Source organism: Streptomyces sp. NPDC046876 (assembly GCF_040645035.1).
GTDB lineage: Bacteria > Actinomycetota > Actinomycetes > Streptomycetales > Streptomycetaceae > Streptomyces.
The window spans coordinates 127,285-134,764 of sequence record NZ_JBEYXK010000012.1; the positions used below are offsets into that span (position 1 = coordinate 127,285).

Here is a 7,480-nt window from a genome sequence, read left to right on the forward strand (position 1 = left end):
CGGCCATCCGGAGCGATCGTATTCCGGCCCGACGGCCGCCAGAAATGAGCCTACGCGTCCGCGGTCGTCCGTACGTCACTCGAAGGTTTGGCAAGTTGTTCTATTCCGCGGCCATCAGGTTCACCCATCTGTGCTCTTCGTTCCAGGTTTGCCCCGTAGACCTGACGAGGTCCCGAGAGACTCGAGCCACTCTCGCAAGGGGACGCGGGGTCCCTTTGCATGATTTCCACAGAGCCTCCTCGGCCCGGCCTGCCGCCTTGGGTCGTTGTCGAGAGTGCCTGCGGGGGGAAAGGCCGAAATGGTCAAAAAGAACCGGATGAACAGGGTTGCCGCGGCAATGGCAGCAGCCGCCCTGGTATCCGTCGCCACACCCGCCATGTCCGCCCAGGCGGCGACCGTGGCACCGCGCATCGACCTGAAGGTGCTCGTCGTCGACGACGGCGGCAGCTCGGTCGAGGCGATCACCGCGGAGCTCCGCGACACGGGCGTCCCGTACACCCGCGTCCAGCTCGGCAGCAGCGGCCGCCCGGTCATCGACGCGGCCTTCCTCGCCGACACCGTCGACGGCCGGCCGCGGGCGAAGTACCAGGGCGTCGTCCTGCCCAACGAGAACCCCTTCGGCGAGGGCTCCGCCGAGATGGCCGCGCTGACCGCGTACGAGACGGCGTACGGCATCCGCCAGGTCGACGCCTACACCTGGGCCCACCCGGGGGTGGGACTGGAGTACACCGACAACGGCGGCTACAGCGGGCAGCTCGACGGCACCCAGGCCGCCGTCACCGCCGCCGGCAAGGCGGGCCCCTTCGGCTACCTCGGCGGCCAGGTCACCTTCGAGGACAACTCCGCGCTGATCCCGGAGAGCTACGGCTTCATGGGCCGGCCGCGCCCCGGCTACACCAGCTACGTCGACGCACCCGTCGGCTCCGGCCGGGCCTCGCTGGTCGGCGAGTACGCCCACGACGGCCGCAGCGAACTCGTCGTCACCTTCGGCTACAACCAGTACCAGCAGCAGTTCCGGCTCCTTGCCCGCGGCATCGTCGACTGGCTCACCCAGGGCGTCCACCTCGGGCAGAGCCGCAACTACTTCGCCGTCCACGTCGACGACGTCTTCGCCCCGGACGCCCGCTGGAACAAGGACCTCAACTGCACGCCGGGCGACTACGCCTGCGCCGGCGGCGAGGGCCGCGAGAGCACCATCCGGATGACCGCCGCCGACGCCCAGTACGCGGCGCAGTGGCAGCAGAGCAAGAACTTCAAGCTCGACCTCCTCTTCAACGCCGGCGCCGGCGAGGAGTGGAAGAACGAGAACGGCGGCACCGACGCCCTCACCGCACAACTCGTCGCCGACCGCGCCAAGTACCGGTGGCTCAACCACACCTACACCCACCCCTTCCTCGGCTGCATCCAGGACACCACGGTCATCCCGTGGACCTGCACCAAGGACGCCGCGGGCGCCGTCAACTGGATGAGCCGGGCCGAGATCTCCGCCCAGATCCGCGACAACAACAACTGGGCCGCCTCCAAGGGCATCACCACCGACCGGACCGAACTCGTCACCGGCGAGCACTCCGGGCTCAAGACCCTCCCCCAACAGCCCCAGGACAACCCCAACCTCGCCGGTGCGCTCGCCGACAACGGGGTCAAGTGGGTCGGCAGCGACAACTCGCGCGAGCCGGCGCAGCGCGCGGTCGGCGCGGCCCTGACCGTCCCGCGCCACCCGATGAACGTGTACTACAACACGGGCACCAACGCCGAGATGGCCGACGAGTACAACTGGATCTACACCAGTCGCGCCCAGGGCGGCAGCGGCGTCTGCGAGGACAACCCGGCGACCTCCACCTGCCTGCCCGCCCCCCTCGACCCGAACACCGGCTACCTGGACTACATCGTGCCCGCCGAGGCGCGCACGGCCCTGCGCCACGTGCTGGCCAACGACCCGCGCCCGCACTACGTCCACCAGTCCAACCTCGCCGAGGACCGCACGCTCTACCCCGTCCTCAACCAGGTCCTCGACACCTACCGCACGCTCTACGCGCCCAGCGCGCCGATCGTCAACCAGAGCATGAAGGACACCGGCGTCGAACTCGGCCGCCGGGCCGCCTGGGACAAGGCCCTCACCGACGGCCGCGTCACCGCCTACCGCATCGGCACCACGGTCACCGTCAAGGCGCCCTCCGGCGTCGTCGCCCCGGTCACCGCACCCACAGGCACCAGGAAGCAGCTCCTGTTCGGCACCGCCGACTTCGGCACCGCTTACGCGGGCACCCGTTCGGCGTGGACCGCGCCCGAACCGCTCCAGAGCACGGTCACGCTCAAGCTGCCGAGCTGACCCGCACCACCGTTCCATCCGGCCGAGCGGGCCTCGCCCCCCGCTCGGCCGCCGCCTGCCGCGAGTGAGCCGAAGGGAGCGCGCCGGCGAAGGCGGGCGAGCGCCCGGAGAAAACCGTGAGGAACCCGCGGTTTTCCGAGGACGCACGCCCGCCCGGCACCCGGCTCCAGCGCTCCCGGAGGCGAACCGAGCGCACGAAAACACAGTCCTGGGGGGACAGAGCACATGAGCCATGGGCGTCATGTCACCATGCTCACCGAAGGCACCTATCCGCACGTCCACGGGGGCGTCAGCACCTGGTGCGACCAACTGGTCCGCGGCATGCCGGAGGTCGACTTCAACGTCATAGCCCTGACCGGCACCGGCCGCGAGCCGGTCACCTGGGAGCTGCCGCGCAACGTCTACCGCCACACCGCCGTGCCGCTGTGGGGCCCGCCGCCCGGCCGCAGCCGCCGCTCGGCCCTGCGGGGCAGGGCGCACCGCCGCTTCACCGACACCTACGAAACCTTCCTGCTCTCCCTCCTCGACCCCGCCCGGGAAGGCTTCTCCGAGGCCCTGCGCGAACTCGCCGTCCTCGCCAGGGCCGGCCGCCTCGCCCCCGCCCTGCGCTCCGAAACGGTCCTGCGGCTCCTCATGGCCGTCTGGACCCGCCCGGACCTGGCCACGGCCGCCGCCTTGCCCACCATCCACGACGCGCTCACCGCCACCGACCTGCTGGAGCACGCGCTGCGCCCGCTGGCCGTACGCATCCCGCCCGACAGCGTCGCGCACGCCGTCAGCAGCGGCCTCGCCACCCTGCCCGCCCTCGCCGCCAAACACCTCGACGAGGTGCCCTTCCTCCTCACCGAGCACGGCATCTACCTGCGCGAGCGCTACCTCGGCTACCGCACCGCCGCCCAGCGCTGGCCCGTCAAGGCCCTCCTGCTCGGCTTCTACCGCGAACTCAACAGCGAGGGGTACCGGCAGGCCGACCTGATCACACCCTGCAACCAGTACAACCGCCGCTGGGAGGAGCGCGGCGGCGCCTGCGCCGACCGGATCCGCACCGTCTACAACGGCGTCGACCCGTACGCCTTCCCCGAGGCCGGACCCGAACCCGAGGTGCCCACCCTCAGCTGGTGCGGCCGCATCGACCCGATCAAGGATCTCGAAACCCTGATCCGCGCCTACGCGTTCATGCGTGCCGAACTGCCCGCCCTGCGGCTGCGCCTGTTCGGCCCGGTCCCGGCCGGCTGCGAGGAGTACAAACTGCGCCTGGAGAAGCTCGCCGCCGAACTCGGCGTCGCCGACGGCATCACCTACGAGGGCCGCATCGCGCAGGTCTCCAAGGCCTACGCGGCCGGCAGCATCGTGATGCTCTCCAGCATCAGCGAGGGCTTCCCCTTCAGCATCATCGAAGCCATGTCCTGCGGCCGCACCACCGTCTCCACCGACGTCGGCGGCGTCCGCGAGGCCGTCGGCGACACCGGCCTGGTCGTCCCGCCGCGCGAGCCCGAGACCATGGCCCGCGCCACCCTCGCCCTGCTCCGCGACGACGCGCGCCGCGCGGAGCTCGGCCGGCTCTCCCGCAAACGGGTCGTCGAGAAGTTCACCCTCCACCAGTCCGTGGACGGCTTCCGCCACATCTACCGCGGCCTCGCCGAACAGACGCAAGCCGACCGGGCGGTCCTGCCCGTCCGCGGGGGCGACGACTGGACCCAGCGGCTCGCCGACCCCTGGTACCGCGAACTCGCCGCCGACGGGAGCCTGTGGTGAGCGGATCCCTCTGGCTGCGCGTCCCCGGCGGCGACACGCTGCCCGCCATCCCCCGGCCCCGCCGCACCGGGCCCGGGACGGCCGCCGTCGCCATCGCCGCCGACCCGATGGACGAACTCGTCGAACGGCTCGACGGGTTCATCGCCGCCGCCGTCCACCCCGACGAGATCGCCGCCATCCTCGAATCCGACGGGATGACCGACGAGCACATCCGCCTCGCCTACGGCCGCCGGGACTCCTTCGACCTCGCCGAGGCGCTCTACGCCCGGGTGCCGCGCTCCTTCCCCGAACCCGAGGAATGGACCGACCCCTGGAAGGTGTCCCTGACCGCCTGCCTGCTGCGCGGCGTCATCTTCGCCCTCCCGGGCCTCGCCTACGTCCTCGGCGCGCCCCTCCTGGAGGGCCCGCCCGACCGGCTCGGACTGCCCGCCGGCACCCTCACCCTCCTCGCGGGCGCGCTCATCGGCTGGGTGTGGGACCAGACCCTGTCCCACCGCGCCTACTCCTGGCTCGGACTGGGCGACCGGGCCGCCGCCGGGCGGACCCTGCTCGTCGGCGCCCCCACCGGGGCCCTCCTCGGCATCGCCGCCGCACTGACCGTGCCCGGCGGGCCACCGTTCAGCTACGCCTTCGCCGCCGGGCAGGCCGTGTACGTGGGCGCCGCCACCGTCCTGCTCGTCCTCGGCCGGGAGCGGCTGCTGTTCGCCGCACTCGCCCCGATGGCCGCGGGCGCGCTGCTCGCCCTCGTCACCGACCTGCCCCTGCCGCTGCGGGCCGCCCTGCTGGCCGCCTCCCTGCTGGCCGCCTGCGCCCTCGCCGTACGGGAACTGCCGCTGGCCGAGGGGGTACGGGCCGCCGCACGCCGGATCCGCCGCAGCAGCGAGCACCGGCCGCTGTGGGGCCGCCGCCCCGCCGTGGCCGGGGGCAGCCCGGTCCGCTGGCGGATGCTGCGCGGCGAGGGCGAGGAGTACGGCCCGCAGCGGCCGCGGCTCGGCGACTCCGTGCCGTACGGGGTCTTCGGCCTCGGCACCGGCCTGCTGGTGCTGTACGCGGCCCTGGGGGAAGTGCTCGCCGGAGGCCCCGCCAACGCCGTGGCCGCGCCCTCCGCCGTGGCGCTCACCCTCAGCATGGGCCCCGCCGAGTGGCTGCTCCACCGCTTCCGCAGCGGCAGCCTCGCAGGGCTGCGGGCGGCCCGCTCGCCCCGGCAGTTCTGGCTGCGGATGCTCGGCACCCTGGCCCGCTGCATCGCCGTCTACCTGGCGGTGCTGCTGGCCCTCGGCGCGGTCGGCACCCTGTTCTGGCCGGGCGCACCGGGCCTGACCGGGGTCCGCGTCGCCACCCTGCTGCTGCTCGGCGCCGTGATGTGGACCGGGCTGCTCCTGCAGTCCTTCGGGGCGGTCAGGGCCGCCGCCGTCGTCTGCGCCTCGGCGGCCCTCGCCCAGAGCCTGGCCCTGCTGCTGGGGCTCGGGCAGCCGCGGCTGGTACAGCTGGTCACCGCCGGCAGCGCGGCGGCCGTCCTCGCCGGACTCGTCTGCCTGCTCCTCGGCCGGGCCACGGCACACCGCTGACGGCGGCCCCGGCCTGCCCGCCCCGCTCCCGATCCCGCCCCTCACCGATCACCCCGTACACGATGAAGAAGGATTGAAGGACCCCATGCTGCTGGTGCCGCTCTACGAGCACCCCGCCGACCGGCCCGAGGACTGGGAGCTGCTGATCCGCTGCGCCGGCCGGCTGCACTCGGTGGTCCTCAACCCCGCCAGCGGGCCCGGTGAGGCCCCCGACGAGCGGTTCGCCGGCGTCGCCCAACGGCTGCGCGACGCCGGGGTGCCCGTCCTCGGCTACACCGACACCGACTACGGGCGCCGCCCGCACGCCGCCGTGGTGCAGGACCTCCTGCGCTACCGCGACTGGTACGGCGCCGACGGGGCCTTCCTCGACCAGGCCTCCCCGGACCCGGCGCTGCTCGGCCACTACGGCCGGCTCGCCGTCGCCGCCCGGGCCGCCGGCGCCCGTACGCTCGTCCTCAACCACGGCATCCACCCGCACCCCGGCTACGCCCAACTCGCCGACCTGCTGGTCACCTTCGAGGGCCCCTGGGACGCCTACCGGGACGCGGCCGTGCCACCCTGGACCGCCGACCACCCCGCCCAGCGCTTCTGCCACCTGGTGTACGCCGTCCCGCCGGGCGCGCCCGCCGCCGAACTCGCCCGGGAGCGGGGGGCCGCCGTGCATTGCGCGGTCCCCGGGACCGGCGCACACCCGTGGGGCACCCTGCCGTACGCCTTGGAGGCCGCCCGGTGAAGCGCCGCCTGCTCCCGCTGCTCGTCGTACCGCTGCTGCTCCTCGCCGCCGCCTGCACCTCCGGACCGGAGGAGGCGGAACCGGACCCCGGGCCCGCCCCGGCCCCCGGGGAGCGCTGGCTGCCGCGGCCCGGCACCGGCTGGCAGTGGCAGCTGAGCGGCAGGCTCGACACCTCGGTGAAGGCGCCGGTGTACGACGTCGACGGGTTCACCACGAGCAAGGAGCAGGTCACCGGGCTGAAGGAGGCCGGGCGCAGGACCATCTGCTACGTGTCCACCGGCGCCTGGGAGGAGTTCCGGCCGGACGCGGACGCCTTCCCCAAGGAACTGCTCGGCAAGGGCAACGGCTGGGAGGGCGAGCGCTGGCTCGACATCCGGCGCACCGCCGAACTGGAGCCGCTGATGGCGGTGCGGTTCGACATGTGCCGGGACAAGGGCTTCGACGCGGTCGAGCCGGACAACATGGACGGCTACCGCAACGAGACCGGCTTCCCACTGACGGCCGAGGACCAGCTGCGCTACAACCGGCTGATCGCGCGACTCGCCCACGAGCGGGGCCTGTCGGTCGGCCTGAAGAACGACCTGGACCAGATCCCCGAGCTGGTGGGGGACTTCGACTTCGCGGTCAACGAGCAGTGCGCCCAGTACGAGGAGTGCGAGGAACTGACCCCGTTCATCACCGCGGACAAGGCCGTCTTCCACGTGGAGTACGAACTCCCGCCGAGCCGCTTCTGCGCGCAGTCCCGCCGCCTGAAGCTCAGCTCGATGCAGAAGAAGTACGAGCTGGGAGCCTGGCGCCGCACCTGCTGAGGGGTGCGGGGGTGTGGCCGGGCCGGCTTTTGCCCCCTCGAGGGGCCGGGGCGGGGCGGTGGCTGCCCACCCGCCTCCCCGGGGTGCGGGGTCGGCGCTCGGCGGGACCCCGGCGGCACGGAGGTGGACAGCGGGCCGGGACCCACGAGGGTCGGGACCTCAGCCGAACGGCATCAGGGAGGGTATGGGGTTTTCCCGTCAGTCTCATCGTCCTTCCGCGTCGGGCCGGCCTGTCAAGGGCGCTCCCTTCGGTCGCGTCGCTACGCGATCGCCTCCGGCGACCCTT

Annotated in this window: 5 protein-coding genes; all 5 read left to right on the top strand. The window is 73.0% G+C overall.

What is annotated here, in order from left to right:
* The first annotated feature begins 337 nt into the window (after positions 1-337).
* Complete coding sequence (locus ABZ924_RS10435; protein WP_361906631.1) at positions 338-2,329, top strand: hypothetical protein; 1,992 nt, start codon at positions 338-340, stop codon at positions 2,327-2,329.
* Between the two features lie 225 nt (positions 2,330-2,554).
* The gene (gene pelF / locus ABZ924_RS10440; RefSeq protein ID WP_361906632.1) at positions 2,555-4,084 is read left to right on the top strand and encodes a GT4 family glycosyltransferase PelF; all 1,530 of its coding nucleotides are present in this window, start codon (positions 2,555-2,557) and stop codon (positions 4,082-4,084) included.
* On the top strand, positions 4,081-5,652 hold the full coding sequence (locus tag ABZ924_RS10445; protein ID WP_361906634.1) for a hypothetical protein: 1,572 nt from the start codon (positions 4,081-4,083) through the stop codon (positions 5,650-5,652). Before pelF ends, ABZ924_RS10445 begins: the two co-directional genes overlap by 4 nt.
* 85 nt (positions 5,653-5,737) lie before the next feature.
* Positions 5,738-6,385 carry a spherulation-specific family 4 protein gene (locus ABZ924_RS10450; RefSeq protein WP_361906636.1) on the top strand — a complete coding sequence of 216 codons (648 nt, stop codon included), beginning with the start codon at positions 5,738-5,740 and terminating at the stop codon, positions 6,383-6,385.
* Positions 6,382-7,194, top strand: a complete 813-nt coding sequence (locus ABZ924_RS10455; RefSeq protein WP_361906638.1) for an endo alpha-1,4 polygalactosaminidase — start codon at positions 6,382-6,384, stop codon at positions 7,192-7,194. The genes ABZ924_RS10450 and ABZ924_RS10455 overlap by 4 nt, the downstream gene beginning before the upstream one ends.
* The last annotated feature ends 286 nt before the right edge of the window (positions 7,195-7,480 follow it).